The organism is Streptomyces sp. 3214.6, assembly GCF_900129855.1.
Taxonomy (GTDB): domain Bacteria; phylum Actinomycetota; class Actinomycetes; order Streptomycetales; family Streptomycetaceae; genus Streptomyces; species Streptomyces soliscabiei.
This window is the reverse complement of record NZ_LT670819.1, coordinates 1,275,799-1,302,796: the sequence shown is the minus strand read 5'-3', so window position 1 is coordinate 1,302,796 and position 26,998 is coordinate 1,275,799. Positions and strand designations below refer to the sequence as shown.

The window sequence follows — 26,998 nt, the reverse complement described above, 5'->3', positions numbered from 1 at the left end:
ATAGGTTGCCCGCCATGACTGAATTAGGGTCCGTCGCCTGGCCGCCGGCCCCGATCAAGACCGAGCGGCTCGTGCTCCGCGAGTCCGAGGCCCGGGACCGTGCGGCGTTCATCGAGTTGTTCGCCTCGCCGGAGGTGCGCACCTACCTCGGTGGCCCTCGACCCCGTGACGAGCTCGAACGCGCGGTACCTGAGGTGCCCGGGCGGCGTCCTGGCCTTTTCGTGATCGATCTCGACGGAGTGATGATCGGTACGACTACGCTCGATCGGCGCGACGCGGAGCGTCCAGGGCACGTCCGCCCGGATGCCGGGGAGGCCGAGCTCGGCTACATGTTCCTGCCGGAGGCGTGGGGATGCGGGTACGCCGCTGAGGCGTGCGCGGCGGCGCTCGGCTGGTTCGCCGATGCGCTTCCCGGCGAGCCGGTGGTGCTCTGCACTCAGACCGCCAACGACCGCTCGATGCGCCTCGCGGCGAAACTGGGGTTCACCGAGGTGCAACGGTTCGAGGAGTGGGGTGCCGAACAGTGGTTCGGTGTGTGGTCCCTGGTCACACCATCCGCTTGAGCCCCTCCTCGAAAGGGGTGGTGTGCTGGCCGTCAGTCCTCGACGGCGTCCGGGAGCTGCCGTACGAGGCGGTAGATGGTCGATGTCGCGACCTCGAGCATGGCGGCGATGCTGGGGGCAGGGTGGCTCGCAGCGTGCATGTGACGTGCGAGATCCGCTTGTTCAAGGGTGAGCTTGGGAGGTGAAGCTTCCGCTTGATCATGGACACCTGGAGACTGGGACGTGTGAGCCCAGAGGAAGCAGTGCCAGGTGGGAAGCAAGTACACGAAGCGGTACTCGGAGGAGTTCAAGCGGGACGCCATCGCGCTCGTGGCATCCTCGGGCCGGACGGTGACCGAGGTCGCCCGGGAACTCGGCGTCAGCTCGGAGAGCCTGCGGGGCTGGGTGAAGAAGGCGAATGGTGTCGGGCAAGCCGCCGCGGGGGCGCCGGTGGCCGCCGGTAACGGGCTGGACGCGGCCGAGCGGGAGGAACTCAAGCGGCTGCGCAAGCTCGCAGCCGACCAGGCCAAGACGATCGAGATCCTGAAAAAAGCGACGGCCTTCTTCGCGAAGGAGAGCGACCGGTGAGTGAGATATACCGGTTCATCCGTACGGAGAAGGCCCACTTCACCGCCGTCCTGCTCTGTGCCGTCCTCGGCGTGGCCCGCTCCTCGTACTACGCCTGAGAGGCCGGCGAACAGGCCCACGAGGTGCGCGAGCGCGAGAACCTCGCCCTGGTCCACGAGATCACCGTCATCCACGTCGCGTCGAAGAAAACGTACGGCGTTCCGCGCGTCACCGCCGAACTGCGCCGCCGGGGCCGCCTGGTGAACCGCAAGCGCGTCGAACGGCTCATGCGTGAACATGGCATCGCCGGGCACAGTCGCCGCACCGGGCGTCGCAGCTTCACCCGTGCCGACCGCAAGGCCGCCCCGGCCCCGGACCTGATCGGACGTGACTTCACCGCCCCGGCTCCGGCCTGCGCGTGGTCGGCGACATCACCTACGTCCCCACCGCCGAGGGCTGGCTCTACCTGCCGACCTGGCTCGATCTGGCCACCCGCGAGGTGATCGGCTACTCGATGGCCGACCACCACCGCGCCGACCTGGTCGTCGACGCCCTCGACATGGCGGCGGGCCTGGGCCACCTGGACGACGGCTGCATCATCCACACCGACCGCGGATCGGAGTGCACCTCGGCCCAATTCCGGTACCGACTGGGCGAGTTGGGACTACGGCAGAGCATGGGACGCACCGGGATCTGCTACGACAACGCCGCCGCCGAGAGTTTCTTCGCCGTCCTGAAGGAAGAGATCGGAACCCGTATCTGGAACGTCCGGGCCAGCGCACGGGCCGACATCTTCACCTTCATCGAGAGACCCCGTTGCCCAATTGGGTGAACGCTTTTGATCTCCGTCTTGGCGGGTGGTCGAGGGGTGGACCCTGAGATGGGGCTTGGGCAGCAAGCCTGTGATTCGATCTTGGGGCGGAGGGTCGGGTGTCGATGCGGGCGGGCGCCGGTCGGGAGGTTCCTGAGGGGACGCGGCTGGTGGCATGGGCTGCGTTCCCAAAGGGCTGTCTGGCGATGCGGGTGCGGGACGCGCTTGGTCCGCTGTTCGACGACGAGATCTTCAGGTCCGCCTTCGGCGTGCGTGGTCGTCCTGGTGTTGCCCCGGGGCAGCTGGCGTTGGTCAGTGTGCTGCAGTTCGCGGAGAACCTGACGGACCGCCAGGTCGCCCACGCAGTACGAGCGAGAATCGACTGGAAGTACTTGCTCGGCCTCGAACTGGCCGACCCCGGCTTCGACTTGGCTGGGCGAAGTCGAGGGACTCCAAGTCAGCCTCAGCGGAGCAGAGGAGAAGCTCGCGCAGCTCGACGCCAGGCAGGACCGAAGGTCATCGAAGGCATTCCTCGGAGTCCCGTCGTTCGACCAGATCGGCACTCGTGATCTCGACGCTTCCGCTCATGTCGACCGCCATAGATGATGGCGCGATGAGCAACATCAGCGATGCCCACGTGAAGGTTCACTTCCGAATGGAGGTGGACGAGGACGGCTGGCCTCCGGCGTCAGTCGAGAGCCTGTGGGCCGTGGACCTGGGCGATGGGACCGTGCGCTTGGACAACACCCCGTGGTTCGTCCGCGGGGTCGCGAGCGACGACATTGTCAAAGTCGAGGTCGACGACGAGGGCTTGTGGTGGGCCGGGGAGACCGTTCGCGCCTCGGACAACTGCACCATCCGGTTGATCGTGCTGAAGGACGGAGGTTCGGCAGCAGCTAGGCAGACCGTGCTGGAGACCTTCCATCGGCTTGGCACGACAGGCGAGGGCATTGAGCAGATCCGGATGGTCGCGCTGGACATCCCGCCGACGGCGGACCTTCCGCGGATCCGCAGGTTGCTGGAACACGGCGAAGTCAAGGAATGGTGGCACTGGGAGGAAGGGTGCGTCACCGCGGCCTGGACAGCTACGGCCTCGGACTAGGGCCAGGACAGCCGCGGTTTGATCAAGCCCTCGGTCGGCTCGCGGGGCAGCCGGTCGGGGACAAGAAGGGTGATGAGCACGGCTCCGGGTCCATTGGGCAGTCTTCCGGAGATATCACCCGCTCACACCACCTGCAGACCAAATCAGCTCGCGCACCAACCGCGTTGAGGCGCCTCGCTGCATCCACCGCGGCCTCGAACCATGTCCGATCCACAAGCGTCGCCGGAGCGGCTTCAAGCAGCTGCTTGCTTCGCCACGCGCTCAGCCCAGTCACTGACCGAATCGCCCGGACAAGGTCGAGCCCCCGGCCTCCGCTCGAGGCCAACAGCACGTCGAACTCTGGTTCCTCCACCATCCCCCCATCGGATGCAACCACACCGTCTGGTGGGCAGACCCCACCACGGGGTGTCGGATCATGCTGCCTGGATCCACTCTCAGGCATCAACTTCAATAGTTCAGAGAAGCCTGCATCCGGTGCTCGATGCTCAGACCGGATCCAGCTCAACGAGCCCGGCTCGTCGAGATCCGCGACAACCTCATCGCACGGATCGCTGAGGCCGAACGCGAAGGGCGGCTGGGCGAAGTCGAGGGGCTGCAGGTCAGCCTCGTCGGAGCCCAGGACAAGCTGGACCAGCTCGATGCCGAAGCAACCCGCCGATCCTCCACGGTCAATCTCGGTATGCCAACCTTTCCCGACATCGCCAATCGCACCAACACCTCGCCGGACTCACACCATCCCTGAAAATCCTTGGTCGCTGCAAAGCTGCACTGCCTACGCTCCAGACATGCGCACTGTGTTCGTGTTCCCCGCAGGTGAGCGAGCTGAGACCATCGCCTCACTCGATCGGCACCTGCCCCAGCAGCGCGATCCATGGACTCTGGACGGCAACCTCTACATCGACATCGACGACGAACAGACAGGCTACCTCTTCTCCGATTGGGATCCCGAGGACGTGACGATCCTCGAAGCGGCTGTCGGACACCGTCCCGCCTGGGCGGTGCAGATCGACATCTCCGGACGGATCGACGGCACTGCAGAGGTTCACCGACTGATCGCGCTGCTGCTTGAACACGGAGGCGTGGCGACGGACGACTACACCACCCACCCATGGACCCTTTCGGAAATCGTGTCTGGTGCAGTGATCGACGGTCTGCGCTTCTTCGACTTTCGCGGCTACCACGAACTCAATCGCGAACACGGGCGCTACTGACTCAGTCACAGTGCAAGTTCAGAGAACGTCGCCCTCACCTTCGCCACGTTCTCGTGCACGATCGTGCGTTCGTCCTCGCCGAGCGTGCGGTCCCGCAGACCCGGGACGGTCCGGCCGGCCGCGGCCACGAACGAGTGGCAGGCAGTGACCAGGTCCAGGAACTCCACCGTCCGGTCGATCTTCTTCACCTCCGGGGCGACCGGGCTGGTGTCCTCGAAGTGGTCGCGTGCTTGCCGGGACCGCTCGACCTGGGCATGGTTGACCTGGAAGCGGGCGGTGTCGTCGCTCATCGCCTTGAACGCGACGTCCGGCCTGCGCAGCAGGTTCGTGGCCGCCGTGGTGGCCACGTGCTCGTCGCGGGTGAACTCCTCCACCACCCGGGCCTTGTCCACCGTGGTCACCTTGGCCGTCACCTCCGGCCGCTTCAGGAAGTCGCTGGTCACCGCCGCGGCGACCTGGTCGTCCTGAGCGAGCGTGTGGATCGCGGTGATCTTCTCCTTCGGCGTCACCGGTGTCTCAACCCGGTTGCCAACCCGCCGGCTGGCGTCGTCCGGCGTCCACCGGGCCTTGCCCTCCGGCGGCGTGAGGATCGCGTCGAACCGTTCCTGGTCGTTCTCGATGTAGGCCAGGATCCGGTGAACGGTGTAGGAGACGCCCTTCTGCCGGCGGTCGGCCGGCCAGCGCGAGGACGTCCACCTCGCCGACTTCACCGTGCTGAACTGCAGGCCGATGTCCTCGGCCAGCCGTGTGAGCGTCGTGGTCACCGACCACTCCGGGTCCACCGCGTGGCGGCCGCCCGGCTCCCTCATCGGCTCGATCTCCAGGGCGCGGTCCCCGATCGTGAACTGCCCGCGCGTCTGCTGTTCCACCACGTCCCGCAGCTCGGCCACGATCTGCTCATAACGGGACTGGCTGACGTTTCCGACCTTGTCGATCTCACGACGATGCTCGGGCAACAGCGTCAAGTCCACCGGGGACTTCACAGCACCGTCCGTACACAGACCGCGTCTGCCAGCTCGAACAACTCGTCGCGCCGGGCGGTCAGACACTCGTAGAACTCTCCCCAGAAGCGTGACGCTTCCGCGAACGCTTCCCTGCGGACAGCATCAGGCAGCAGACTCACCCTCACGGCCTTCGTCGTGGTCACGTGCACCTTGGTCGGAGCACATGATCAGACGAAGGCCGCCCCCACGTCCGGCGAACCCCCAGGTGAGCGAGTCAGTTCGAGACGCCGTTCGAGGCCGGAAGAAAAAGGACAAGCTGAGGATCTCTGCGACGGCGTCGGTGCCCAGCTATACCCCGGCAGCATCGCCACGGACCGCACATCGCAGTCTTGGCCCGGGCCTCCCGAAACCCATGGGATAAAGGCGGCGGGAGAGGAGAAGCCATCGGATAGAGCACTCTCCAGCACTGCAAAGCGGCCCATCCACCAGGTTCGGCAGGCCGCTGACGACTCACGGGACGTCAACCACTGGTTCAGTTTCCTTGCACCCATTCCGTCTTCGCTTGCGGGCACGAACCGTCTGGTGGTGTCGGTCCGCCCCTACGTTGTCGAGGCTGCTTCCGGCCTCACCCCCAACCCGGGGCTCGGCCTGCCTCCAGCTTCAACCGGTCCCTGCGAGGACCGGCGGCGGGCCTCTCATCCCGCGAGATCCATCAGCGCCTCGTGGCGCACAGCCGAGCTCGTCGATCGCCCGGCGCACCTTCGCCGCATCTCGGGGCTGGCCCCGTAGGCGTCGCGCAGCACCTTGGACACGGCGGCCGTGGACACCTGGGCGTGCCGCGCGACATCGACGATCGTGACACGGCGGCGCGGTGCCGGCGGCTCCATCCGGTTTCCTCCCGGTCGGGAAACGTTTGCCGTCGAGTGTACGGACGGGGCCCGCGACCGCGTAGCCCTTCGGTGCGGGCCGCGCCTCTCGTCGCTGCAACAACCGTGCAGCGTGCGCGGCATCTTGACGTCACGCGGGACGCTCTCCAGGGTCTGGGCCCACCCGGTGAGAAACGTTACCCACGAGCCTTGCGGCCCTCCCGGCCTCGCGTCGAACCCGTCATCCCGCGACGAAGCACCGACAGTCACTCCTCCCTGAGAACAGCCCCACCAGCGCCCGGCGTTGGGCCTCGATCTCGTAGAAGCCGAGCTTGAGGACCCACAGCAGGGCCGTCTGGCTGTTGTCCTCCGTCTTCTGGGTCGGGTCGGCGCCCGGTTCGATCGGGGAGGCGTCGCCCTGCCGGATCTGACCGTGACCCGGCCGTCGGCCGTGTCCAGGTACTTGGTGAGGAATGCACGTGTGACTGTGCCCTGTCAACGGGTGTGTGGACAACGTTGCCCAGCGCCAGAACCGTGCGGGGAGCGTGCCAGGACCGCTGCAGTCGTCGAAGCGCTTCGATGAATCTCGTCGGGGATGCCCGCGCCGGGACGTGTCTTGACCCCCGGTCGGTGCTCCACGATGCTTTGTTGCGGCACATGGAAAACGTGCCGCAATGAGCAACATCGACTCAGGTCTCGTACCAGCCGAGGAGTGGCCATGACGCATCAGGTCCGTGCTGTCGTCGCGCGAGGGAAGGGCGCCCCCGTCAGCCTGGAAACGATCATCGTGCCCGATCCCGGTCCGGGAGAGGCGCTGGTGAAGATCGAGGCCTGCGGGGTCTGCCACACCGATCTGCACTACCGGCAGGGTGGCATCAACGACGACTTCCCCTTCCTGCTGGGGCATGAGGCCGCAGGTGTCGTGGAGTCGGTGGGGGAGGGGGTCACCGACGTCGCGCCCGGCGACTTCGTCATCCTGAACTGGCGTGCGGTGTGCGGCCAGTGCCGGGCCTGTCTGCGCGGCCGCCCCTGGTACTGCTTCAACACGCACAACGCCAAGCAGAAGATGACCCTGCTCGACGGCACCGAGCTGTCCCCGGCGCTGGGCATCGGCGCGTTCGCGGAGAAGACGCTGGTGGCGGCCGGTCAGTGCACGAAGGTCGACCCGGCGGCTTCGGCGGCGGCTGCCGGTCTGCTGGGATGCGGGGTGATGGCCGGCCTCGGCGCCGCCATCAACACCGGCAACGTCGGACGCGGTGACAGCGTGGCCGTCATCGGCTGCGGTGGAGTGGGGGACGCCGCGGTCGTCGGCGCGCACCTGGCCGGCGCGGCGAAGATCATCGCGGTGGACATCGACGACCGGAAGCTGGCCACGGCCAAGAAGCTCGGCGCGACCCACACCGTCAACTCCAAGGAGAACGACGCGGTCGAGGCGATCCGCGAGCTGACCGGTGGCTTCGGCGCCGACGTCGTCATCGAGGCGGTCGGCCGCCCGGAGACCTACAAGCAGGCCTTCTACGCCCGCGACCTCGCCGGCACGGTCGTCCTGGTCGGCGTGCCCACCCCCGAGATGAAGCTGGAACTGCCGCTCCTGGACGTGTTCGGGCGGGGCGGCGCGCTGAAGTCGTCCTGGTACGGCGACTGCCTGCCCTCCCGCGACTTCCCGATGCTCATCGACCTCTACCTCCAGGGCCGGCTCGACCTGGACGCCTTCGTCACGGAGACCATCCAGCTGGACGAGGTGGAGAAGGCCTTCGAACGGATGCACGGCGGCGACGTCCTGCGCTCGGTCGTGGTCCTGTGACGGCCGCCCGCATCGAACACCTGGTGACCTCGGGGACGTTCTCGCTGGACGGCGGCACCTGGGACGTCGACAACAACGTGTGGATCATCGGCGACGACCACGAGGTGATCGTCGTCGACGCCGCCCACGACGCCGGGGCCATCGCCGAAGCCGTCGGCGGGCGCACGCTGCGCGCCATCGTGTGCACCCACGCCCACAACGACCACATCGACGCCGCACCCGAACTCGCAGCGCGCACCGGAGCGCCGATCCTCCTCCACCCGGACGACCTCCCGCTGTGGAAGCAGACCCACCCGGACCGGATGCCCGACGGCGAACTCGCCGACGGCCGGCTGCTCGCGGTGGCCGGCGTCGAGCTGACCGTGCTGCACACCCCGGGGCACGCCCCGGGCGCCGTCTGTCTGTACGCGCCCGCCCTGTCGGCGCTGTTCAGCGGCGACACGCTGTTCGCGGGCGGGCCCGGCGCCACGGGGCGCTCGTACAGCGACTTCCCCACCATCGTCGACTCGATCCGGGGTCGGCTGCTCACGCTGCCGGGCGACACCGTCGTACACACCGGGCACGGGGAGACGACCACCGTCGGAGCCGAGGCTCCGCACCTTCAGGAGTGGATCGACCGCGGATTCTGACCGCCTTCCGGTGTTCCTCGTGCGGCGCCCGTTCCGCCTGTTTGCGCAGGTGGTTCGGGCGCTTCGAGCTGCCCGGAGGCCGGTCGCCCAAGCCCTTGGAACGAGGCCTTTGGACGCCTTGACAACGGTTCGGAGCGGCCCGCAGACTGGCGTTGCGCTAACCGCAATCCGTTTCGCTATACGCACCGAGGTGTCATGATGATTCCCGCGTGCCGTCTCGCGGATCTCCCGCGAGGTGAGGCCTTCCGGCTCGACATCGACCCGCCGGTCTCGGTGTTCCACACCGACGACGGCGAGCTCTTCGCCATCGACGACACCTGCACCCACCAGGACGCCTCGCTCGCCGACGGCTGGCTGGAGGGCTGCGAGGTGGAATGCCCGCTGCATGCCTCGAAGTTCGACCTGCGGACCGGCGCCGTCGACGCCCCGCCGGCCAAGCTCCCGGTCCGGACGCACGAGGTCGTCGTCGAGGACGGCATGATCCATGTCCGGGTGTCCACGGACGCCCCGAACCTGCCGCCCTGCATCGCCTCCCGGCTCGCCGGAGGTCCCGCGTGAGAACCGTGGCCGTGGTGGGCGCCTCGCTGGCCGGACTGTCGGCCGCACGCTCACTGCGCAAGCAGGGCTACGACGGGCGGCTGGTCGTCATCGGCGACGAGACGCACCGCCCGTACGACAGGCCCCCGCTGTCCAAGGAGTTCCTGGCCGGCACCCTCGGCGAGGCGGAGCTCTCGCTGGAGGCGGATGACGAGGACCTGCGGGCGGAGTGGCTGCTGGGCGTCCGCGCCACCGGACTCGACCGCTCCGAGCGGGCCGTCCGGCTCGCCGACGGACGGGAGGTGCGCGCCGACGGCATCGTCATCGCGACCGGCGCCGCCGCGCGCACTCTGCCGGGTACCGAGGGCCTGGCCGGAGTGCACGCGCTGCGCACCCTGGACGACGCCCGCGCCCTGCGCGACGAACTGGCCCGGGGCGGACGGCTGGTGGTGATAGGCGGCGGATTCATCGGCGCCGAGGTCGCCTCCACCGCCTGCGCCCTCGGGCTCGACGTGACGGTCGTCGAGGTGGCCCCGACGCCGCTCGCCGGACCGCTCGGCGCGACCATGGGCGCCATCGTCTCCGCTCTCCACACCGACCACGGCGTTCGCCTGCTGTGCGGCGTGGGCGTCAAGGGGCTGAGCGGCGAGTCCCGCGTCGACGCCGTCCTGCTCGAGGACGGCCGCAGCGTCCCGGCCGACATCGTGGTCGTCGGTGTGGGGGCCCGGCCGTGCGTCGACTGGCTGGCGGGATCCGGCGTCGAGCTCGACAACGGCGTGAAGTGCGGCGCCGACGGCCGCACCGCTCTCGCCGGGGTGGTCGCCGTCGGCGACTGCGCCAACTGGTACGACCCTCGCGCGGGCGCCCACCGCCGCGTCGAGCACTGGACCGGAGCGCGCGAGCGCCCCGACGCCGCCGTCGCCGTACTGCTCGCGGGCGGCGCGGTGGAACCCGGCGTGCCCCGGCCGCCGTACTTCTGGTCCGACCAGTACGGCGTCAAGATCCAGTTCGCCGGCCACGCGGCCGGCGCCGACAGCGTGACGGTCGAGGAGGGCGCCGCGGACGACCGCAACGTCCTGGCCGTCTACCGGCGAGCCGGACATCCGGTCGCCGTGCTCGGGATGAACCAGCCCCGGCTGTTCACCCGCTGGCGTAAGCAACTCACCGCCGCGACGTCCTGACCCCGCCCCACCCGCATCACCCGCCGCGGCTGCCCATGCACGCCGCATCGCTCCCTGCACAACGCCGCCCGGTGTCGCTCTTCCCGGCGCGTGACCGACCCCTCCACGACGTTCCCGAGGAGTGCATCGTGACCTCGACCAGCCTGCCGGACAGCCTGATCGCCACCCTCCCCGGCTCCTCCTACACGGATCCGGCGATCTTCGCCCAGGAGCAGGAGCGCATATTCGAGACCATGTGGTTCTGTGTGGCACGCGCCTCCGAACTGGCGAAGCCCGGCGCGTTCCGCACCGTCGACGTGGGCCGCGAGAGCATCCTCGTCACCCGCGCACGGGACAACAGCATCCGCGCCTACTTCAATGTGTGCCGACACCGCGGCGCCAAGCTGTGCACGGAGGAGACCGGCGAGGTCAAGCGGGCCTTCCAATGCCCGTACCACGCCTGGACGTACGACCTGAACGGCAAGCTCGTCGCGGCGCCCAACCTCACCAAGATGCCCGACGTCGGCCGTACCGAGTACGGCCTGGTGAGCGTCGCCGTCCGGGAATGGCTCGGCTACGTCTGGGTGTGCCTCGCGGAGAACCCGCCCTCCTTCGAGGAGGACGTCATCGGCGAGGTCGTCGCACGGCTGGGCGATGTGGAGTCGATCGAGCGCTACGACATCGACAACCTCTCGGTCGGCAAACGGATCGTCTACGACGTCAAGGCGAACTGGAAGCTCATCATCGAGAACTTCATGGAGTGCTACCACTGCGCCACCATCCACCCCGAACTCACCGAGGTGCTCCCCGAGTTCGCCGACGGCTACGCCGCCCAGTACTACGTCGGCCACGGCGCCGAGTTCGGCGAGGAGGTGCAGGGCTTCACCGTCGACGGCTCCGAGGGCCTGGACCGCATCCCCGGGGTGGCGGAGGACCAGGACCGCCGCTACTACGCGATCACCGTCAAGCCGCAGGTGTTCATCAACCTCGTCCCCGACCATGTGATCTTCCACCGGATGTACCCGGTGGCCGTCGACCGCACGATCGTCGAATGCGACTGGCTGTACCTTCCGCATGTCGTCGAGAGCGGGAAGGACGTCAGCCGGTCGGTGGAACTCTTCGACCGGGTCAACCGCCAGGACTTCGACGCGTGCGAGCGCACGCAGCCCGGAATGAGCTCCCGCATGTACGCCAAGGGCGGGGTGTTGGTGCCCAGCGAGCACCACATCGGCGCCTTCCACGACTGGGTGAGCGAGCGCCTGGGAAGCCGCCCGCAGTAGCCGGTCCTGGCCTGCTCAGCCCAGGTAGCCCATCCGGTGGCTGATCTCCTCGGCGCCCTTGAGCAGCACCGGGGAGAGCTCGTGCAGACGCTCCTCGGTGAAGCGGTAGGCGGGCCCGGAGGCGCTGAGTGCCGCGATGACCTCTCCGTCGCGGTTGCGAATCGGGGCGGCCATGGCGTGCAGGCCGATCTCCAGCTCCTCCAGGGTCCACGCGTAGCCGCGCTCGCGGGCCTCGGCGAGGTTCCTCTCGAGCTTCGTCCTCGCGGTGATGGTGTGCGGGGTGACCTTCTTCAGCCCGGCCTCGGCCAGCAGCGCGGAGCGCTCCTTCGCGGGCAGGTGGGCCAGCAGGATCTTGCCGCTGGAGGTGGCGTGCAGCGGGGTCAGCTGGCCGACCCAGTTGTGCGCGGTGACGGCGCCGGGGCCACGCACCTGGTAGAGGTTGATCGCGTAGTGCTCCTGCATGACGGCGATGTTGACCGTCTCGCCGATCTCCTCGGCGAGCCGCTCGCAGACCGGGCGGCCCTGCTGGGTGATGTCGATGCGTCCCGTGACCGCGCCGGCCAGGCGTACGATGCCGAAGCCCAGGCGGTACTTGCCGCGCTCGCCCGCCTGCTCCACCAGCCCGCGCGACTCCAGGGCTCCGAGCAGACGGAACGCGGTGGACTTGTGAACATCGATCTCGGCGGCCACCTCGCTGACGCCCGCCTCGCCGCGTTGGGCCAGGATCTCCAGGACGCTGATGGCGCGGTCCACCGACTGCACTCCGCCGGCCTGCGAATTGGACGTTTCGGTGTCTTGGCTTTGGTTGCTCACAGCAAAACTATACGCGTAGTAAACAACGCCACTGCAAGTAACGGCACCGAAACCAAGACCTTGCAAGTTGCGCCGTTCGCAACCTAGTGCGTATGGCGCTACCGGTACTACCATGCCTCGCGTATCTACGGCGCGAGCGAGACGAGGCACCATGGCTCCCCTGCACTACGACTTCGTCATCGTCGGCGGCGGTTCGGCCGGCAGTGCACTGGCGAACAGACTCTCCGCGGATCCGGCCAACCGGGTCCTGGTCCTGGAGGCCGGCCGGTCCGACTACCCGTGGGACGTCTTCATCCACATGCCCGCGGCGCTGACCTACCCGATCGGCAGCCGGTTCTACGACTGGAAGTACGAGTCCGAGCCCGAGCCCCACATGGGCGGCCGGCGCGTCTACCACGCGCGCGGCAAGGTGCTCGGCGGCTCCAGCAGCATCAACGGCATGATCTTCCAGCGCGGCAACCCCATGGACTACGAGCGCTGGGCCGCCGACCCCGGCATGGAGACCTGGGACTACGCCCACTGTCTGCCCTACTTCCGGCGCATGGAGAACTGTCTCGCGGCCGACCCGGACGACGAGTTCCGCGGCCATGACGGCCCCCTCGTCCTCGAACGCGGCCCGGCCACCAACCCGCTCTTCGGCGCCTTCCTCAAGGCCACCCAGGAGGCGGGCTACGCGCCCACCGACGACGTCAACGGCTACCGGCAGGAGGGCTTCGCCAAGTTCGACCGCAACGTCCACCGCGGACGCCGGCTGTCGGCCTCGAAGGCGTACCTCAAGCCCGCGAAGAAGCGGCCGAACCTCACCGTCACGACCCGCGCCCTCGTCACCCGCGTCCTGTTCGAGGGCAAAAGGGCCGTCGGCGTCGAGTACCAGCGCGGCAAGGGCGCCCCGACGCAGGTCCGGGCCAAGGAGGTCATCCTCTGCGGCGGCGCCATCAACTCCCCGCAGCTCCTCCAGCTCTCCGGCGTCGGCAACGCCGAGGAACTGCGCGCCCTCGGTATCGACGTCGTCCACGACCTGCCGGGCGTCGGCGAGAACATGCAGGACCACCTCGAGGTCTACATCCAGTACGCCTGCAAGCAGCCCGTCTCCATGCAGCCGTACATGGCGAAGTGGCGTGCGCCCTTCATCGGGCTCCAGTGGCTCTTCCGCAAGGGCCCCGCAGCGACCAACCACTTCGAGGCGGGCGGCTTCGCCCGCAGCAACGACGACGTGGACTACCCCAACCTCATGTTCCACTTCCTGCCGATCGCGGTCCGCTACGACGGCTCCTCGCCGGCCGGCGGCCACGGCTACCAGGTGCACGTGGGCCCCATGTACTCCGACGCCATCGGCTCGGTGAAGATCAAGAACAAGGACCCGCGCGAGCACCCGGCCCTGCGCTTCAACTACCTCTCCACCGAGCAGGACCGCCGCGAATGGGTCGAGGCGATCCGGGTGGCCCGCAAGCTCCTCAACCAGCCGGCGCTGGCCCCGTACAACGACGGAGAGATCTCGCCCGGCCCGAAGGTGGAGACGGACGAGGAGATCCTCGCCTGGGTCGCCAAGGAGGGCGAGACCGCTCTGCACCCGTCCTGCACCTGCAAGATGGGCACCGACGAGATGGCCGTCGTCGACCCGGCCAGCATGCGGGTGCACGGCGTGGAGGGGCTGCGCGTGGTGGACGCGTCGGTGATGCCGTACGTCACCAACGGCAACATCTACGCGCCGGTGATGATGATCGCCGAGAAGGCCGCCGACCTGATCCTCGGCAAGGAGCCGCTGCCCGCCTCCGCGGCCGCGTACTACCGCCACCGTGACGCCCAGCAGCAGGCCAGGTAGACCTTGGGCGGCGACGGGCTGAGCACGCTGCTGCGCAACGACAACGTCCGCTACGAGGTCCTGCCCGCGAAGGCGACCGAGGACAAGGTCCTCGCCCATGTCCCGAGCGACGTCGTCGTCACCGTGACGGCGTCGCCGGTCAAGGGCCTGGAGCCGACCCTCGACCTCGCCGGGCGGCTCGCGGCGCACGGCTACCGCGTCGTCCCGCACGTGCCCGCGCGGCTGCTGCGCGACGACCGGCACCTGAAGGAGGTCGTCGACCGGCTCCGCGAGGCCGGCGTGGACGACGTCTTCGTCCCCGCGGGCGACGCGGACCCGCCGGCCGGCGCCTACGACGGCGCGCTCCCGGTGCTGCGCGGGCTGAGCGAGCTGGGCAGCCCCTTTTCCCGCGTCGGCGTCACCGGCTACCCGGAGAGCCATCCGCTCATCCACGACGACGTCACCGTCCAGGCCATGTGGGACAAGCGCGAGCACGCCACGTACATCGTGAGCAACCTCTGCTTCGACCCGCGCGTGCTGGGCGAGTGGGTCGCGCGGATACGGCGGCGGGGCGTCACTCTGCCCGTGTACGTGGGCGTCGCCGGGCCCGTGCAGCGGGCCAAGCTGCTCGCGATGGCGACGAAGATCGGCGTGGGCGAGTCGACACGCTTCCTGACGAAGCACGCCTCGTGGTTCCTGCGGTTCGCGACGCCCGGCGGCTACTCCCCGGAGAGGCTGCTGGAGCGCGCCGAGCCGGCCCTCACCGCTCCCGCGGCAGACGTGCCGGGCCTGCACCTGTTCACCTTCAACCAGATCGCCGAGACGGAACGCTGGCGTCGCGCGCTCACGGACCGCCTCGCAGGCTGACGCCCACGGCCGTGCCGAAGGAGAACGGCGTGGAGATACTGCCGCCGAGGCCGGTACGGGTGGCGTACGCGGCGCCCTGGGTCGTGCCCGCGGTGGGGGCCGTGGCGTACGGCGCCGAGAACCCGCACGCGCTGTCATGGGGCGCCGCCGCGGTCGTCCTCGCTCTCGGCGTGACACTCACCGTGCGCGGCTACCGGATCGGCGTCAGGTGCGAGGCCGACCGGCTGGTGGTGCGCGGGCTGCTGTGGACGCGGGCGATACCGCGGCAGCGGATTCGGGCGGTCACGGACTTTCCCGCGGTCCGCTGGGAAACGGCGGCGGGGCGCGGCCGGTGGACGCCGGTCACGGCGTTCATGAGCGGCGCCGGCGAGCTCGCTTCGCTGAGTGACGCGAAAGCGCGGTGCGTGGCACGGCTGCGGCGCTGGGCCCGGCGCTCCGGGCACGGGCGGGGCTGAGCCGGGCGCGCCCGGGCGCGAGGGCCGTGCACGTGGCCGAGCGCGAAGCCGTGGAAGCCGTGGAAGCCGTATACGAAGAGGAGCGGACCGGAGAGTCGGTCCGCTCCTCCGTATGCGCTGTGCTCAGCGGAAGACCACCGTGCGGTTGCCGTCCACCATCACCCGGCTCTCGCTGTGCCACTTCACCGCGTGGGCGAGCACCTGGGCCTCCACGTCCCGGCCGACCGTGACCAGGTCGCCGGAGTCGAGCGAGTGGTCCACCCTGACCACGTCCTGCTCGATGATCTGCCCCTCGTCCAGGTCGGGCGTCACGTAGTGCGCCGTCGCGCCGACGAGCTTCACACCGCGAGCGTAGGCCTGGTCGTAGGGACGCGCGCCCTTGAAGCTGGGCAGGAAGGAGTGGTGGATGTTGATGGCGCGGCCCTCGAGCTGCTTGCACAGGTCGTCGGAGAGGATCTGCATGTAGCGGGCCAGCACCACCAGGTCGATGTTCAGCTCGCCGACCAGCTCCATCAGGCGCGCCTCGGCCTCGGCCTTGGTGTCCTTCGTGACCGGGATGTGGTGGAAGGGCACGCCGTAGGTCTCCGCGAGTCCCTCGAAGTCCCGGTGGTTGGAGACGATCGCCGGGATGTCGATGTTCAGGGCGCCGGTGCGCCGGCGGAAGAGCAGATCGTTCAGGCAGTGGCCGAACTTGGACACCATGATCAGCGTCCTGGTGGGGGTCGACGCCTCGCTGAGGGTCCAGGCGATGCGGTACGCCTCGGCCACCGGACCGAATCGGTAACGCAGAGTTTTCATGTCGGCGTCCGGATCGGAGACCTCGAAGTGGACCCTCATGAAGAAACGGCCCTCGAGTCGATCATCGAACTGCTGGCTCTCCAGGATGTTGCCGGAGTTCCTGACGATGAAGCCGCTCACCGCGTGGACCAGTCCGGCGCTGTCGGGGCACGAAAGGGTGAGGACGAACTCGCGGCCGGGGTGCGGGCGAGGGGGCGTAGTGGACACAGCGGCCTCCGTTGATGCGTAATGCACAACATGGTGAGCGATACGCAACATGGTCGGCTCGGGGCGGCCTGTGGTCAAGGGCGGTGGCGCAAGTGCCCGCCTGACTGAAACGTCATCCGCCAACCTCTTGACGTAGCTCTACGGCATTCGTCATGGTGTTCCACCACAAGCAATTGAATGCATGATGCGCAACGCATTTCAGCTGAAGGGCTTGGCGCGTGGCAGACCTGTATGTGGGTGGGCAGTGGCGGGACGCGGTCGCCGGAGGGCGCCGGGACATCCGCTGTCCCGCCGACGGCACGCTCACCGCGACCGTCTCCGAAGGGACCCGTTCCGACACCGAGGCGGCGATCGCCGCGGCCCGCCGTGCCTTCGACGAGGGACCGTGGCCGGGCACCCCCGAGCGGGAGCGCGGCACGCTGCTGCTGCGGACCGCCGACATCATCGAGCGCGACGCCAAGGAGTTCGCCCGCGCCGAGTCGCTGGACACCGGCAAACGGCTGGTGGAGAGCGAGTACGACATCGCCGACGTCGTCTCCTGCTTCCGATACTACGGCGGGCTCGGCGGAACCGACGCCGGCCGCGTGATCGACACCGGCCGGGACGACGCCGTCAGCCGCGTCGTGTACGAGCCGATCGGCGTCTGCGCACTGATCACGCCGTGGAACTACCCACTGCTGCAAGCCAGTTGGAAGGTCGCTCCGGCGCTCCTGGCGGGCAACACGATCGTCCTCAAACCCAGTGAGCTCACCCCCTCCACCTCGATCCTGCTGATGCGGGCGCTGGCGGAGGCCGGGCTCCCGGCCGGCGCCGCCAACCTCGTCCTGGGCGCGGGACCCGAGGTGGGCGCCCCGCTCTCCGAGCACCCGGCCGTCGACATGGTCTCCTTCACGGGCGGCCTGGAGACCGGCAAACGGATCATGGCCACGGCCGCCGCGACCGTGAAGAAGGTCGCGCTGGAGCTCGGCGGCAAGAACCCCAACGTGATCTTCGCCGACGCCGACTTCGAGACGGCCGTGGACTTCGCCCTCACGGCCGTCTTCCTGCATTCCGGCCAGGTCTGCTCGGCCGGGGCGCGGCTGATCGTCGAGGACTCGCTGCACGACCGTCTCGTCGACGAGGTCGTCCGCCGCGCCCGGCAGATCCGCCTCGGCGGCCCCTTCGACACCGAGGCCGAGACCGGAGCGCTGATCTCCGCGCAGCACCTGGCGAAGGTCGAGGCGTACGTGGCGGCCGGCCTCGCCGAGGGCGCCGTGCTGCGCTGCGGCGGCGCACGGCCCGACGACCCGGCCCTCGCGGACGGCCACTACTACCCGCCGACCGTCCTCGACGAGTGCCGGCAGGACATGCGCGTGGTGCACGAGGAGTCCTTCGGCCCCGTGCTCACCGTGGAGCGCTTCACCGACGAGGACGACGCCGTCCGCATCGCGAACGACACCGAGTACGGGCTCGCCGGCGCCGTCTGGACCCAGGACGCGGGCAGGGCCCAGCGGGTCGCCCGGCGGCTGCGTCACGGCACGGTGTGGATCAACGACTACCACCCCTATGTGCCGCAAGCGGAATGGGGTGGCTTCGGGCACTCGGGCGTGGGCCGGGAGTTGGGACCGACCGGTCTGGACGAGTACCGAGAGCCCAAGCACATCTGGCAGAACATCCAACCCCGGCCGCAACACTGGTTCCGCGGCTGAACGCCGAAAAGAGGTCGATCGTGACCCCCACGCAGACCGAGGTATCGCCGCGGAGCGGCATTCCTCAGGATTCGGACGGTACTCCGGTCATTTCCGTGCGCCGGCTGTGGAAGGTGTTCGGGCCGAAGGCCGACCGGGTCCCGGACTCCGAGGAGCTGTGCGGCCTCACCCGCCGTGAGCTCATGGACCGCGCCGGATGCACCGCCGCCGTACGCGATGTGAACTTCGACGTCCGCAAGGGCGAGGTCTTCGTCGTCATGGGCCTGTCCGGCTCCGGCAAGTCCACGCTGGTGCGATGTCTGACCCGGCTGATCGAACCCACCGCCGGCGAGCTCGTCTTCGAGGGAGAGGACATCCGCGACGCGGACGCCAAACGCCTGCGCGACCTCAGGCGCCACAAGTTCTCCATGGTCTTTCAGCACTTCGGGCTGCTGCCGCACCGCCGGGTCGTCGACAACGTGGCCTTCGGCCTGGAGATCCGCGGCATGAGCAGGGCCGAACGCGCCAAGCGGGCCCTGGAGGTCGTCGAACTGGTCGGCCTCTCCGGCTACGAGAACTCCTACCCCGACCAGCTCTCCGGCGGTATGCAGCAGCGCGTCGGACTCGCCCGGGCGCTGGCCGGCGACCCGGACGTCCTCTTCTTCGACGAGCCGTTCTCCGCCCTCGACCCGCTGATCCGCCGTGACATGCAGCACGAGGTCATCCGGCTGCACCACGAGGTCGGCAAGACGATGGTGTTCATCACCCACGACCTCTCCGAGGCCCTCAAGCTGGGCGACCGCATCCTGATCATGCGGGACGGCAAGATGGTCCAGTGTGGCACCGGCGACGAACTGGTCGGCGCCCCCGCCGACGACTACGTACGCGAATTCGTCAAGGACGTGCCGCGCGGCGATGTGCTCACCCTGCGGTGGATCATGCGCGCTCCGGAGGAAGGCGACGCCCTGGACGGTCCCGAGCTGGGCCCGGACGTCGTGGTGAAGGAGGCCACCCGGGCGGTACTGGCGGCCGACAAGCCGGTCAAGGTCGTCGAGAACGGCAAGCTGCTCGGCATCGTCGGCGACGAGGAGATCCTCGCGGTGGTCGCCGGACAGGAAGGCGGCGCGTGATGACCGTCGCCATGGAGAAACCCGAGAAAACACAGGCCGTGGAGCCGGTCGCGCCCGTCAAACGGGTGCGCAAGGTCGGCCGGCCCGTGGTCATCGGCGCGATCCTCGTCGTCTGGCTGGTGCTGTTCGCCGTCCTGCGCGGCAAGCAGACCCTGTCCCTGGCGGTGGCCGATCTGACCGACCTGCACCGGTGGATCAACGACTTCAACGACTCCGTCGGCGCCAACCGCAACTCCAACCCGCTCTTCCTGTACTTCTTCAACGAGATCCGGCTGGTCATCGACAACCTGGTGACCTTCGTCCAGCACCTGATCTCCCAGCCGTCCGGGGCCCGCCCGGTCCCGCAGATCGGCTGGCTCGGCGTCGTCGGCCTGGCCGGCTACGTCTCCTGGGCCCTGGCGAACTGGAAGGTCGCCCTGCTGGCCGTGGCGGGCTTCACCTTCTTCGGGCTGCAGGGGCTGTGGCAGGAGAGCATGGACACCTTGGCGCTCATCCTGTGCGCGGTGTTCGTGGCCCTGCTGTTCGCGATCCCGCTCGGGGTGTGGGCCGGTCTCTCGGACCGCTTCAACCGGCTCATGACGCCCTTCCTGGACTTCATGCAGACGATGCCGACCATGGTCTACCTGGCGCCGCTGACCCTGTTCTTCCTCATCGGCGGCGCGTCCGCCACCATCGCCACCGTGATCTACGCGGCCCCGCCCACGATCCGTATCACCGCGCACGCCATCCGCAACGTCTCCAAGACGACGGTCGAGGCGGCCGACTCCCTCGGCGCCACGCGCCGTCAGTCGCTGCTGAAGGTCCTGCTGCCGATGTCCAAGCGGACCGTGGTGATGGGCGTCAACCAGACCATCATGGCCGCCCTGGCCATGGTGACCATCGCGGCCCTGATCAACGCGCCGGGCCTCGGCGTGAACGTCCTGCAGGCACTGCAGTCGCTGGACGTCGGCACGGCCTTCAACGCGGGCCTGGCCATCGTGATCATGGCGATCGTGCTGGACCGGGTCACGACCGCGGCCAGCGCACGCGAGGAGAACGCCCGTAAAGCCAAGCACGACTTCGCGAAGTGGCGGCGACCGCTGCTCGGCGCCGGTGCGGTGGTCACGGTGGTCCTGATCTACCTCTCGCACACCTACCTGTGGGCGGCCGACTTCCCCGGCGACGGCGCCGTCGGCAGCCACATCGCGAGCGCGACGGACACCGCGACCAACTGGGTGCAGGACAACCTGTCCGGCATGACCAACGCCTTCCGCGACGCCATCACCAACGGACTGCTCAACCCGTTCCAGACGCTGCTCACCGACTCCCCGTGGTGGCTCGTCGGCGCGGTGCTGGTCGCACTGGCAGTGGTGCTCGGCGGCTGGAAGGCCGGGATCACCACGGCCGTGTGCGTGGGCCTGCTGGTCGCCACGGGCTTGTGGTCGGACGCCATGACGACGACGGCCTCGACGCTCGTCGCGACGGTGCTGGTGATGATCCTCGGCATCGTCTTCGGGGTGTGGATGGGCCGCAGTACGATGGCCGACCGCATGATCCGGCCCACATTGGACGCGGCCCAGGTCATGCCTCCGTTCGTCTATCTCGTGCCGTTCCTCGCTTTGTTCGGCGCCACCCGTTTCACTGCCATCGTCGCCGCGATCGTCTACGGGGCGCCCGTCGCCATGAAGATCATCGCCGACGGGATCCGGGCCGTGCCCGAGGCCACCGTCGAGGCGGCCACCTCCGCCGGGTGCAACACCTGGCAGATCATCACCAAGGTCCAACTGCCGATGTCACGCAGTGCCCTGACGCTCGCAACCAACCAGGGCCTGATCTACGTGCTGTCGATGGTTGTTGTGGGCGGCCTGGTAGGAGCAGGAGCCCTCGGCTACGACGTCGTGGCCGGATTCTCGCAGGGAGAGCTGTACGGCAAGGGGCTGGCGGCAGGACTCGCCATCGTACTGCTCGGAGTCATGTTCGACCGGATCACTCAGGCCGCGGCGCGACGCGCGGGCGCTTAAAGGAGCAGGACACCATGGCAAGACACTGGCGAGCCGGCGCGGCCGGCCTGGCCGTCCTCGGCCTCACCCTGACCGCCTGCGGCGGCGCGAAGGTCGGCGACACCTCCTCGGGTTCGAACAGCGCGGGCAGCTCCGGCAAGTGCGGCACGTTCAACCTCGCGGTCAACCCCTGGGTGGGCTACGAGGCCGACGCGGCGGTCGTCGCGTACGTCGCGCAGCACAACCTCGGCTGCACGGTCAACAAGAAGAATCTGAAGGAAGAGATCGCCTGGCAGGGCTTCGGCACCGGCGAGGTCGACGCGGTCCTGGAGAACTGGGGCCACGCCGACCTGGTGAAGAAGTACATCGACCAGCAGAAGACCGCCGTGGACGCCGGCCAGACCGGCAACAAGGGCCTCATCGGCTGGTACGTGCCGCCGTGGCTGGCCAAGGCGCACCCCGACATCCTCCAGTGGAAGAACCTCAACAAGTACGCCTCGAAGTTCAAGACGTCCGAGTCCGGCGGCAAGGGCCAGCTCCTGGACGGCGACCCGTCGTACGTCACCAACGACGCGGCGCTGGTGAAGAACCTGAACCTGGACTTCAAGGTGGTGTACGCGGGCAGTGAGGCTGCCCTCATCACGGCCTTCCGCGACGCCGAGAAGAACCAGAAGTGGGTGATCGGCTACTTCTACGAGCCGCAGTGGTTCCTGTCCGAGGTCCCGCTGAAGAAGGTCTCCCTGCCCCCCTACAAGACGGGCTGTGACGCCGACGCGGCGAAGATCGCCTGCGACTATCCCGTGTACAACCTCAACAAGATCGTCAGCACGAAGTTCGCCAAGTCCGGCAGCCCCGCCTACAACCTGGTGAAGAACTTCAACTGGACGAACGACGACCAGAACGAGGTCGCCAAGTACATCGCGCAGGACAAGCTGTCCGACGAAGCGGCGGCCAAGAAGTGGGTCGAGGCCAACAAGGACAAGGTGGACGCCTGGCTCAAGTAGCCGAGTCCCCAGGCCGGTCGAACATGCCCGGCGGGCGGTGCGCACACGTGTGCACCGCCCGCCGGGCATTGCCGCGTCCCGGGGCCTGTTCCGGCCCGTTTCCGGGCTGTTTTCCGACGTCACGGACCCCTTGACACCGCTCCTCGACGACAGGCACATTGAGTTGCGCAGCCTGAACCATGTTGCGCAGAAAGCAACTCGATCGGTTTTGATTCCGGAGGTGCGGCGATGGCGGGACCCCGAGTGGTGATCATCGGAGCGGGTGTCGTGGGAGCGGCGCTCGCGGACGAGATCTCCGCGCGCGGCTGGACCGAAGTGACCGTGGTCGACCAGGGCCCGCTGCCCGCCACCGGGGGCTCGTCGTCACACGCCCCGGGCCTGGTCTTCCAGACGAACTCCTCCAAGACCATGACCGAGCTGGCCCGCTACACCGTCGAGAAGTTCTGCTCCCTCGACGTCGACGGCAAGCCCTGCTTCCTGCAGGTCGGCGGCCTCGAAGTGGCGACCACCCCCGAGCGGCTGACGGAACTGCACCGCCGCCACGGCTGGATCACCGCCTGGGGAATCGAGGCCCGCCTCCTGAGCGCCGACGAATGCGTCGAGCAGCACCCGCTGGTCAACCGCGACAAGGTCCTCGGCGGCCTCCTGATCCCCACCGACGGCCTCGCCAAGGCCGTCCTCGCAGTCGAGGCGCAGATCCGCCGGGCCACCGAGCGCGGCGTGACGTTCCTGGCCCGCCACGAGGTCCTCGACGTCCAGCAGGCCGACGGCCGCGTCACCGGCGTCCTCACCGACCAGGGTGAGATCGCGGCCGACATCGTCGTGTGCTGCGCCGGCATCTGGGGACCGAAGATCGCCCGCATGGTCGGCATGAACCTGCCCCTCACGCCGCTCGCCCACCAGCTCGCCTGGACCGGCCCGGTACCGGCCCTCGCGGGCCAGACCGAGGAGGCGGTGCGCCCGATCCTGCGCCACCAGGACGCCGACCTCTACTACCGCGACCGCTTCGACGGCATCGGCATCGGCTACTACGGCCACCGCCCCATGCCCATCACCGCCGACGAGATCCTCTCAGTCGACGAGGCCGCCGACATGCCCTCGGTCCTGAAGTTCACCGAGGAGGACTTCGAACCCGCCTGGACCGAGACCCGATCCCTCCTCCCCGCCACGCAGGAGGCGAAGGTCGAGGAAGGCATCAACGGCCTGTTCTCCTTCACCACCGACAACTTCCCACTGCTCGGCGAGTCCTTGGACGTCAGGGGCTTCTGGGTCGCCGAGGCCGTCTGGGTCACGCACTCGGCGGGTGTCGGCCGGGCCATGGCCGAATGGCTGGTCGACGGCCACTGCTCGTCCTTCGACCTGCACGAGTGCGACGTCAACCGCTTCGAGCAGCACCAGCTCTCCCCGGAGTACGTGCTGGCCCGCGACTGCCTGAACTTCGTCGAGGTCTACGACATCCTCCACCCGCTCCAGCCGTCCGGGAAGCCGCGCCCGATCCGCACCAGCCCCTTCCACGACCGCCAGCAGGAGCACGGCGCGTTCTTCCTGGAGGCGAACGGCTGGGAGCGCCCGCAGTGGTACGAGGCCAACGCGGGGCTCGTCGAAGGCCGCAACATCCCCACGCCCAACGACTGGGCCGCGCAGTACTGGTCGCCCATCGTCGGCGCCGAAGCGCAGGCCACCCGCGAGACCGTCGCGATGTACGACATGACGGCCCTCAAGCGGCTGGAGGTGGCCGGCCCCGGCGCCGCCGCCTTCCTGGAGGGCCTCACCACCAGCAAGGTCGCCAAGTCCGTCGGCTCGGTGACCTACACCCTGCTCCTCGACCACGACGGCGGCATCCGCAGCGACGTCACCGTCGCCCGCCTCGCCCCGGACCTCTTCCAGGTCGGCGCCAACGGCAACCTGGACCTCGACTGGTTCACCCGCCACCTGCCCGCCGACGGCACGGTCCAGGTCCGCGACATCACCCCCGGCACCTGCTGCATCGGCCTGTGGGGCCCGCTCGCCCGCAAGGTCCTGCAGCCCCTCACGGACGAGGACTTCTCGGGTGACGGCCTGAAGTACTTCCGCGCCAAGCGCGCCCACATCGGCAGCGTCCCGGTGACGGCGATGCGCCTGTCCTACGTCGGCGAACTCGGCTGGGAGCTGTACACCACCGCCGACCTCGGCCGGAAACTGTGGGACACCCTGTGGCAGGCGGCCCAGCCGCTGGGCGGCGTCATCGCGGGCCGCGGCGCCTTCAACAGCCTCCGCCTGGAGAAGGGCTACCGCTCCTTCGGCACCGACATGACCTACGAGCACGACCCCTACGAGGCCGGCGTCGGCTTCGCCGTCAAACTCGACAAGGGCGACTTCATCGGCAAGCCGGCCCTGGAGCGCCGCAAGACCGAGGTACGGCGCAGGCTCACCTGCCTCACCATCGAGGACCCGCAGTCGGTGGTCATGGGCAAGGAGCCCGTCTACGACGGCGACCGCGCGGTCGGGTACGTCACCAGCGCCGCCTACGGCTACACGATCGGCAAGGGCATCGCGTACGCGTGGCTCCCGGCGGAACTCGCCACCCCCGGAACCACCCTCCACATCGGCTACTTCGACCGGCGTATCGAGGCGGTCGTCGCCGAGGAGCCCCTGTTCGACCCGTCCATGTCCCGCCTCCGTGGCTGACCGTGAGGGTGAGGTACCGCAGGTGACCGCACAACTCCTCGACGGCAAGGCGACCGCCGCCGACATCCGTCGCGAACTCGCCGAGCGCGTCGCCAAGCTGACCGCCACCGGCGGCCGGCCGCCGGGGCTCGGCACCGTCCTGGTCGGAGACGACCCCGGCAGCCACGCCTACGTCGGCGGCAAGCACCGCGACTGTGCGCAGGTCGGCATCGCCTCCCTGCGCCGCGACCTGCCCGCCGACGCCACACAGCAGCAGATCGAGGACGTCATCGACGAACTCAACGCCGACCCCGCCTGCACCGGCTACATCGTCCAACTCCCGCTGCCGCGCCACCTGGACGCGAACGCCGTACTGGAACGCATGGACCCGGCCAAGGACGCCGACGGTCTGCACCCCGTCAACCTCGGCCGCCTCGTCCTCGGCGAGGAGGCCCCGCTGCCCTGCACCCCGCGCGGCATCGTCGAACTCCTGCGCCGCTACGACGTGCCGATCGCCGGCGCGCGGGTGTGCGTGATCGGCCGGGGCATCACGGTCGGCCGTCCCATCGGCCTGCTGCTGACCCGCCGCTCAGAGAACGCCACCGTCACCCTGTGCCACACCGGCACCAAGGGCCTGGCCTGGCATGTGCGCGAGGCGGACATCGTCGTCGCGGCCGCCGGCTCACCCGGCCTGATCACCGGCGACATGCTCCGCCCGGGCGCGGCCGTCCTGGACGTCGGCATCACCCGCACCGACAGCGGGCTCGTCGGCGACGTACACCCGGGTGCGATGCAGGTCGCCGGGTGGGTCGCGCCGATGCCCGGAGGCGTCGGCCCCATGACGCGGGCGATGCTCCTCGCCAACGTCGTCGAGGCCGCCGAAAGGAACGCGAGCGCCCTATGAACCTGTCCCCTGCGCCGGACGGAGCCGCCCGATGAGCCCCCGCACCCCCGGCGCCGAACTCCCTGAGCACCCCGACTGGCTGTGGCGCACACCCGAACCGAAGCGGTCCTACGACGTCGTCATCGTGGGCGGCGGCGGCCACGGTCTGGCCACCGCCCACTACCTGGCGAAGAACCACGGCATCACCAACGTCGCCGTGCTGGAGAAGGGCTGGCTGGCCGGCGGCAACATGGCCCGCAACACCACGATCATCCGCTCCAACTACCTGTGGGACGAGAGCGCCGGCATCTACGAGCACGCCCTCAAACTGTGGGAGGGACTGGCGGAAGAGCTCGACTACCCCATCCTCTTCTCCCAGCGCGGTGTGCTGAACCTCGCCCACAGCCTCCAGGACGTCCGCGACAGCGTGCGCCGCGTGGAGGCCAACCGCCTCAACGGCGTGGACGCGGAATGGCTCGACGCGGAGCGCGTCAAAGAGGTCTGCCCGATCGTCAACATCTCCCCGGACGTGCGCTATCCGGTCCTGGGCGCCACCTACCAGCCACGGGCCGGCATCGCCAAGCACGACCACGTCGCCTGGGGCCTGGCCCGCTCAGCCGACGCCGCCGGCATCGACATCATCCAGAACTGCGAGGTCACCGGACTGGACGTGGTCGGCGGCCGGGTGATCGGCGTCCAGACCACCCTCGGCCCGATCGCCGCGGGCAAGGTCGCCCTGTGCTCCGCGGGCCACACCTCCGTCCTCGCCGCCATGGCCGGCATCGAACTCCCGCTCCAGAGCCACCCGTTGCAGGCGCTGGTGTCGGAACTGCTGGAGCCGGTGCACCCCACCGTCGTCATGTCCAACGCGGTCCATGTGTACGTCAGCCAGGCGCACAAGGGCGAGCTGGTGATGGGCGCGGGCATCGACGCGTACAACTCCTACACCCAGCGCGGCGCGTTCCACATCATCGAGGAGCAGATGTCGGCGGCCCTGGAACTCTTCCCGGTCTTCGCCCGCGCCCACGTACTGCGCACCTGGGGCGGCATCGTCGACGTCAGCCCCGACGCCTCGCCGATCATCGGCCTCACCCCGGTGGACAACCTCTACCTCAACTGCGGCTGGGGCACCGGCGGCTTCAAGGCCACCCCGGGCGTCGGCTGGGTCTACGCCCACACCATCGCCCACGACACCCCGCACGCCCTCAACGCCCCCTTCTCGCTCGACCGTTTCACCACCGGCGCGCTCGTCGACGAGCACGGCGCGGCCGCGGTGGCCCACTAGGGACCCTCAA

General features: G+C 69.0%; 26 protein-coding genes and 3 pseudogenes. 23 read left to right on the top strand and 6 right to left on the bottom strand.

What is annotated here, in order from left to right:
* Positions 1 to 14: 14 nt before the first annotated feature.
* The 6 genes and pseudogenes from B5557_RS05825 (at position 15) to B5557_RS05800 (ending at position 3,022) form a co-directional block, all read left to right on the top strand.
* The gene (locus B5557_RS05825; protein ID WP_079664611.1) at positions 15 to 563 is read left to right on the top strand and encodes a GNAT family N-acetyltransferase; all 549 of its coding nucleotides are present in this window, start codon (positions 15 to 17) and stop codon (positions 561 to 563) included.
* 249 nt (positions 564 to 812) lie between these two features.
* On the top strand, positions 813 to 1,130 hold the full coding sequence (locus B5557_RS44080; protein WP_079658112.1) for a transposase: 318 nt from the start codon (positions 813 to 815) through the stop codon (positions 1,128 to 1,130).
* Positions 1,131 to 1,252: 122 nt separating this feature from the next.
* Positions 1,253 to 1,612 (top strand): IS3 family transposase, encoded by a 360-nt coding sequence (locus tag B5557_RS46130; protein WP_079658111.1) that lies wholly within the window; start codon positions 1,253 to 1,255, stop codon positions 1,610 to 1,612.
* Positions 1,528 to 1,941 (top strand): DDE-type integrase/transposase/recombinase, encoded by a 414-nt coding sequence (locus B5557_RS05810; RefSeq protein ID WP_159424331.1) that lies wholly within the window; start codon positions 1,528 to 1,530, stop codon positions 1,939 to 1,941. Before B5557_RS46130 ends, B5557_RS05810 begins: the two co-directional genes overlap by 85 nt.
* 104 nt (positions 1,942 to 2,045) lie before the next feature.
* Positions 2,046 to 2,348 (top strand): annotated as a pseudogene (locus B5557_RS05805) (transposase); the annotation flags it as partial.
* Positions 2,349 to 2,533: 185 nt separating this feature from the next.
* Positions 2,534 to 3,022 (top strand): DUF4265 domain-containing protein, encoded by a 489-nt coding sequence (locus B5557_RS05800; protein WP_079664610.1) that lies wholly within the window; start codon positions 2,534 to 2,536, stop codon positions 3,020 to 3,022.
* Between the two features lie 22 nt (positions 3,023 to 3,044).
* On the opposite strand, the gene B5557_RS05795 is transcribed toward B5557_RS05800, so the two are convergent.
* Positions 3,045 to 3,377, bottom strand: coding sequence for a ribosomal protein L7/L12 (locus B5557_RS05795; RefSeq protein WP_231976269.1), 333 nt, complete (start codon positions 3,375 to 3,377; stop codon positions 3,045 to 3,047).
* Positions 3,378 to 3,503: 126 nt separating this feature from the next.
* Between B5557_RS05795 and B5557_RS05790 the strand changes: the two genes are divergently transcribed.
* Both B5557_RS05790 and B5557_RS05785 read left to right on the top strand, forming a co-directional pair.
* A complete protein-coding gene (locus B5557_RS05790) occupies positions 3,504 to 3,764 on the top strand; it encodes a hypothetical protein (RefSeq protein ID WP_079658107.1) in 261 nt (86 codons plus the stop codon).
* Positions 3,765 to 3,807: 43 nt separating this feature from the next.
* A complete protein-coding gene (locus tag B5557_RS05785; RefSeq protein WP_079658106.1) occupies positions 3,808 to 4,233 on the top strand; it encodes a hypothetical protein in 426 nt (141 codons plus the stop codon).
* A 5-nt stretch (positions 4,234 to 4,238) separates the two neighbouring features.
* Here the strand turns inward: B5557_RS05785 and B5557_RS05780 are convergent, their stop codons facing one another.
* The 3 genes and pseudogenes from B5557_RS05780 to B5557_RS05775 all read right to left on the bottom strand — a co-directional run.
* Positions 4,239 to 5,198: a DUF6192 family protein gene (locus B5557_RS05780; protein ID WP_331716855.1), complete on the bottom strand. Its 960-nt coding sequence runs from the start codon at positions 5,196 to 5,198 to the stop codon at positions 4,239 to 4,241.
* Positions 5,172 to 5,356, bottom strand: a pseudogene (locus tag B5557_RS42605) (NF041680 family putative transposase); the annotation flags it as partial. The gene B5557_RS05780 and the pseudogene B5557_RS42605, both read right to left, overlap by 27 nt.
* Before the next feature lie 511 nt (positions 5,357 to 5,867).
* Positions 5,868 to 6,064, bottom strand: a pseudogene (locus B5557_RS05775) (LacI family DNA-binding transcriptional regulator); the annotation flags it as partial.
* 697 nt (positions 6,065 to 6,761) lie between these two features.
* Between B5557_RS05775 and B5557_RS05765 the strand changes: the two are divergent.
* The 5 genes from B5557_RS05765 (at position 6,762) to B5557_RS05745 (ending at position 11,453) form a co-directional block, all read left to right on the top strand.
* Positions 6,762 to 7,847: an S-(hydroxymethyl)mycothiol dehydrogenase gene (locus tag B5557_RS05765; RefSeq protein WP_079658105.1), complete on the top strand. Its 1,086-nt coding sequence runs from the start codon at positions 6,762 to 6,764 to the stop codon at positions 7,845 to 7,847.
* The gene (locus B5557_RS05760) at positions 7,844 to 8,476 is read left to right on the top strand and encodes an MBL fold metallo-hydrolase (RefSeq protein WP_079658104.1); all 633 of its coding nucleotides are present in this window, start codon (positions 7,844 to 7,846) and stop codon (positions 8,474 to 8,476) included. The genes B5557_RS05765 and B5557_RS05760 overlap by 4 nt, the downstream gene beginning before the upstream one ends.
* Before the next feature lie 195 nt (positions 8,477 to 8,671).
* Entirely contained in the window at positions 8,672 to 9,034 is a 363-nt protein-coding gene (locus B5557_RS05755) for a bifunctional 3-phenylpropionate/cinnamic acid dioxygenase ferredoxin subunit (protein WP_079658103.1), read from the top strand.
* A complete protein-coding gene (locus B5557_RS05750; protein WP_079658102.1) occupies positions 9,031 to 10,194 on the top strand; it encodes an NAD(P)/FAD-dependent oxidoreductase in 1,164 nt (387 codons plus the stop codon). Before B5557_RS05755 ends, B5557_RS05750 begins: the two co-directional genes overlap by 4 nt.
* Before the next feature lie 128 nt (positions 10,195 to 10,322).
* Positions 10,323 to 11,453 carry an aromatic ring-hydroxylating oxygenase subunit alpha gene (locus B5557_RS05745; RefSeq protein ID WP_079658101.1) on the top strand — a complete coding sequence of 377 codons (1,131 nt, stop codon included), beginning with the start codon at positions 10,323 to 10,325 and terminating at the stop codon, positions 11,451 to 11,453.
* Positions 11,454 to 11,468: 15 nt separating this feature from the next.
* Here B5557_RS05745 and B5557_RS05740 read toward each other — a convergent pair whose 3' ends face one another.
* Positions 11,469 to 12,215 (bottom strand): IclR family transcriptional regulator, encoded by a 747-nt coding sequence (locus B5557_RS05740; protein WP_079658100.1) that lies wholly within the window; start codon positions 12,213 to 12,215, stop codon positions 11,469 to 11,471.
* 202 nt (positions 12,216 to 12,417) lie between these two features.
* Between B5557_RS05740 and betA the strand changes: the two genes are divergently transcribed.
* The 3 genes from betA to B5557_RS05725 are packed head-to-tail and all read left to right on the top strand — an operon-like array spanning position 12,418 to position 15,389.
* Positions 12,418 to 14,088 (top strand): choline dehydrogenase, encoded by a 1,671-nt coding sequence (gene betA, locus B5557_RS05735; RefSeq protein WP_079658099.1) that lies wholly within the window; start codon positions 12,418 to 12,420, stop codon positions 14,086 to 14,088.
* Positions 14,089 to 14,091: 3 nt separating this feature from the next.
* The gene (locus B5557_RS05730; protein ID WP_079658098.1) at positions 14,092 to 14,934 is read left to right on the top strand and encodes a methylenetetrahydrofolate reductase; all 843 of its coding nucleotides are present in this window, start codon (positions 14,092 to 14,094) and stop codon (positions 14,932 to 14,934) included.
* 29 nt (positions 14,935 to 14,963) lie between these two features.
* Entirely contained in the window at positions 14,964 to 15,389 is a 426-nt protein-coding gene (locus tag B5557_RS05725; RefSeq protein WP_079658097.1) for a hypothetical protein, read from the top strand.
* 123 nt (positions 15,390 to 15,512) lie between these two features.
* Here B5557_RS05725 and purU read toward each other — a convergent pair whose 3' ends face one another.
* Positions 15,513 to 16,394: a formyltetrahydrofolate deformylase gene (gene purU / locus B5557_RS05720; protein WP_079658096.1), complete on the bottom strand. Its 882-nt coding sequence runs from the start codon at positions 16,392 to 16,394 to the stop codon at positions 15,513 to 15,515.
* A 218-nt stretch (positions 16,395 to 16,612) separates the two neighbouring features.
* On the opposite strand from purU, the gene B5557_RS05715 reads away from it, so the two are divergent.
* The 7 genes from B5557_RS05715 (at position 16,613) to B5557_RS05685 (ending at position 26,988) form a co-directional block, all read left to right on the top strand.
* Positions 16,613 to 18,082, top strand: a complete 1,470-nt coding sequence (locus tag B5557_RS05715) for an aldehyde dehydrogenase family protein (RefSeq protein ID WP_079658095.1) — start codon at positions 16,613 to 16,615, stop codon at positions 18,080 to 18,082.
* A gap of 20 nt (positions 18,083 to 18,102) precedes the next feature.
* Positions 18,103 to 19,191 (top strand): quaternary amine ABC transporter ATP-binding protein, encoded by a 1,089-nt coding sequence (locus B5557_RS05710; protein WP_079658094.1) that lies wholly within the window; start codon positions 18,103 to 18,105, stop codon positions 19,189 to 19,191.
* Positions 19,191 to 21,191: an ABC transporter permease gene (locus B5557_RS05705; RefSeq protein ID WP_079658093.1), complete on the top strand. Its 2,001-nt coding sequence runs from the start codon at positions 19,191 to 19,193 to the stop codon at positions 21,189 to 21,191. The genes B5557_RS05710 and B5557_RS05705 overlap by 1 nt, the downstream gene beginning before the upstream one ends.
* A gap of 14 nt (positions 21,192 to 21,205) precedes the next feature.
* A complete protein-coding gene (locus B5557_RS05700; RefSeq protein ID WP_079658092.1) occupies positions 21,206 to 22,174 on the top strand; it encodes an ABC transporter substrate-binding protein in 969 nt (322 codons plus the stop codon).
* A 228-nt stretch (positions 22,175 to 22,402) separates the two neighbouring features.
* Entirely contained in the window at positions 22,403 to 24,841 is a 2,439-nt protein-coding gene (locus B5557_RS05695) for a GcvT family protein (RefSeq protein ID WP_079658091.1), read from the top strand.
* Positions 24,842 to 24,863: 22 nt separating this feature from the next.
* The gene (locus tag B5557_RS05690) at positions 24,864 to 25,724 is read left to right on the top strand and encodes a bifunctional methylenetetrahydrofolate dehydrogenase/methenyltetrahydrofolate cyclohydrolase (RefSeq protein ID WP_079664608.1); all 861 of its coding nucleotides are present in this window, start codon (positions 24,864 to 24,866) and stop codon (positions 25,722 to 25,724) included.
* A gap of 31 nt (positions 25,725 to 25,755) precedes the next feature.
* Complete coding sequence (locus B5557_RS05685; protein ID WP_079658090.1) at positions 25,756 to 26,988, top strand: sarcosine oxidase subunit beta family protein; 1,233 nt, start codon at positions 25,756 to 25,758, stop codon at positions 26,986 to 26,988.
* Positions 26,989 to 26,998: the final 10 nt, after the last annotated feature.